2 protein-coding genes are annotated in these 3,205 nt (G+C 56.3%); both read right to left on the bottom strand.

The genetic code is table 11. The features are described 5' to 3' along the window. Positions 1-2,081: efflux RND transporter permease subunit (locus B3520_RS01945; RefSeq protein WP_286875233.1), on the bottom strand; the 2,081-nt coding region annotated here is incomplete at its 3' end. Between the two features lie 14 nt (positions 2,082-2,095). Then, the coding region (locus B3520_RS01940; RefSeq protein ID WP_286875230.1) for an efflux RND transporter periplasmic adaptor subunit at positions 2,096-3,205 on the bottom strand (1,110 nt) is incomplete at its 5' end.

The following is a 3,205-nucleotide window of genomic DNA, read 5'->3' as shown; positions in this document are numbered from 1 at the left end:
ATAGGCTGAGAAAAGTTAAACAGTAGCCCCGGGTGCTGTTCGAGCTTCGCCTCAAACAGGGCCTGCAATTCATAGCGATTACTGGCGCTGGTCCACTCCGAAGTTGGTTTTAAGCCAATATAGATCTCTATATTGTTAACGGGCTCCGGATCCCCGCCTATTTCCGGTCGGCCCGCCCGGGACAGGGCGTAGGTCACTTCTGGAAATTCCATCAGCATGGCTTCCAGTTTTGGCGCCACTTCAAGCGCCGTATCAAGGCTTGATGAAGGGGCCAGGGTCACCCGGAGGTTAATCGTTCCCTCTTCCAGTTCAGGAACGAACTCCGTGCCGAGTCGTGGCACAACCAGCGCCGCCAGCACAACAAGAACAGCCGCCGCGCCAACAACCACGCGGCTATGCTTCAGTGACCAGGCAAGCCCCATGCGATAGAGCTTTTCCAGGGGTTTTAGAATGAAGCTTTCCCGCTCCCGGATACCCTTACGGAACATGTATGACGCCAGCGCGGGTACAACCACCAGAGCGACGATCACAGCGGACACAATGGCCAGCATGATGCTGATCGCCATTGGCTGGAAAAGCTTGGCTTCCACACCTTCAAAGCTGAACAGAGGCATGAAAACGACCAGGATAATCGCCGTCGCGAAAAAGATCGGCCGCGCCACTTCCCGGCCCGCTTCCTGCAGTCGAAGTGCAATGCCACGATCATCGTGCGATGCATCCAGCGGATCGGGGTCGCCTTCAGCCAACTCATTCCGGTGGGCGTCATGCTCAGCATCGGGATGGGTCAGATGCTTGAAAATGTTCTCAACCATAACAACAGAGCCATCCACCAGCATGCCAATTGCCACAGCAATACCGCCCAGAGACATCAGGTTGGCCGAGAGACCGAACCAGGCCATGATCATCAGGGCAATCCCGATGGAAATCGGTATTGAAAGCAGCACCAGCGTTGTTGCCCGCAGATTCATCAGGAACAGGGCAAGCACAATCGCAATAAACACAAAAGCCAACAAAAGCGCATTGGTCACCGTCTCTACGGCCTTGGTCACCAGATCCGCCTGGTTGTAATAGGGCTCAAAACGAACCCCACTCGGAAGCGCCTGATTTATGCGATCAATGCGGGCCTCGATGCCGTCGATGGTGGCTTTTGTGTTGGCCCCCATTCGTTTGAGTACAATGCCAGAAACCACTTCACCCAGTTGTTCAACCTGACCGGCTTCATCCTTCCGGGTCATGGTTACCGCACCCTGGCGAATTTCAGTGCCCAGCGCTACCTCGGCGACATCGTTCACTGTCACTGTAATGCCATCACTGGTTTTAACGGGCACCTGACGGATCTGCTCGAGCCCCTGCTCGCCATTACCCAGCCAGCCCATACCGCGAATAACCAACTGCTCCTGCCCGCGGCCCATATACCAGCCCCCAACATTGGAGTTGTTGTTCTCCAGGGCTTCCATGACATCGTTCTGTGATAAGTCATAGGACAGCATTCGCGCCGGGTTCAGGTTAACCTGGTACTGGCGGACCTCTCCGCCAAACGACAGGATTTCCGTAACCCCTTCAGCCGGTATCAGCAACAGTTTGACCAGCCAGTCGTGCAAGCTGCGCAATTCCATTGCGTCGTACCCCGAATCCGGGTCCGCTATCAGCAAGTACTGGTAGACCTGGCCAAGACCGGACGTATTCGGCCCCATTTCAGGCACCCCGACCCCGTCCGGAATCAGCTCCCGCGCGGCCTGCAACCGCTCGAAAACCAGTTGGCGCGCGAAATAGATATCCGTGCCCTCTTTAAAGACCACGGTGACACCAGACAACCCGGTTTTGGAGATGGACCGAACCTCCTCAACATCCGGCAACGCATACATCACCGCTTCAATGGGATAGGTGATCAGCTGCTCGACTTCCTCAGCCGCAAGTCCGGGCGCCTCTGTATTAACAGCGACCTGGACGTTTGTAACGTCGGGGAAAGCATCAAGATTCAGTTTTGGTATCTGAAACGCGGCCGTGGCGATAAGCACTGCAAGCGCAATAAGAACCAACAGGCGGTTCTGAACCGCCCAGTCGACAACTCGGTTGAACATAATGACTCCCGGAATCAGTGGTTGTGCGGATCAAAGCCGCCTTTGGCAATCTCAGAGGCCACAAAAAATGCGCCCCGCAAAACGACTCGTTGGCCCGCAGCCAGGCCGGAAACCTCACGGAGCCCGCCAATTGAGCGGCCCAGTTCCACTTCCACGGGTTCATACTCGCCTTCGGCCTCTTCCACATAGACCGTCCAGTCGCCGTCCGCGCCACGCATCAATGCAGTCTCCGGCACGGCAAGCACCGGCTCGCTGGTCTTAAAACGAAAATACACATCTGCGAACATTCCTGGATGAAAACGATCTTCAGGATTGTCCAGCTCAAGCCTGACAATCCGCGTGCGGGTCACAGGATCAATGGTGTGGGCTTCCTGGGACACCGTTGCCACGCCCACACGACCCGCTGCCCTGACTTCGGCTTCCGCGCCCTTCTCTAGAACAATGTCGGAGCTTGCTGGCAGATGGGCTTCTACCCAAAGCTCACTCTCATCAGCAAGAGTCACCAGCGGCTGGCCAGCCTCAACTCTTTGTCCTTGCTCAAACTCATCGGTCAGTACTGCACCATCCACGCGAGCCCTGAGCATGTATTCACCGAGACTATCCACCCCGCTGGCCTTCAACGCACCAATGTCATCATCGTTCAGCCCGTAAGCAAGCAGAGTCGCCCTTGCTGCTTCAATGTTGGCTTTCGCTGTATTGAACCGCTGATCGCCAACCACGGAACGACCCAGCCCGCTGATTCGCTTCCATTCAGGAAAAGCTTTCCTGTAATCCGCCTGCGCCTGTGCCACCGTCTCACTGAACAGGGTTACCAGCGGCTGGCCCTTGGTTACGTGCTCACCCAGTTCCACGTGACGCCGCAGCACCACTGAGGCAACCCGGGGGGACACGTGATAGCTGGTATAGCCGTTGGTTAGCAGCTCACCGGGCGCGTAGATTTCATAGTCAACGCGCTTGCTCTCAAGGGTTGCTACTTCAATGCCGGCGAGCTCTTTCTGTTTGGCATTGATGCTTGCGGTGGCCGCTTCTTCATGGCCACCGTTCTCGTCTTCGTGGCCGTGCCCCCCTTCCTCTTCATGATCACCTTCCTCCTCATGCTCACCTTCCTCCTCATGCTCACCTTC

It is taken from the genome of Marinimicrobium sp. UBA4509 (assembly GCF_002388575.1).
GTDB lineage: Bacteria > Pseudomonadota > Gammaproteobacteria > Pseudomonadales > Cellvibrionaceae > Marinimicrobium > Marinimicrobium koreense.
This window is presented reverse-complemented; position numbering and strand designations above follow the sequence as displayed.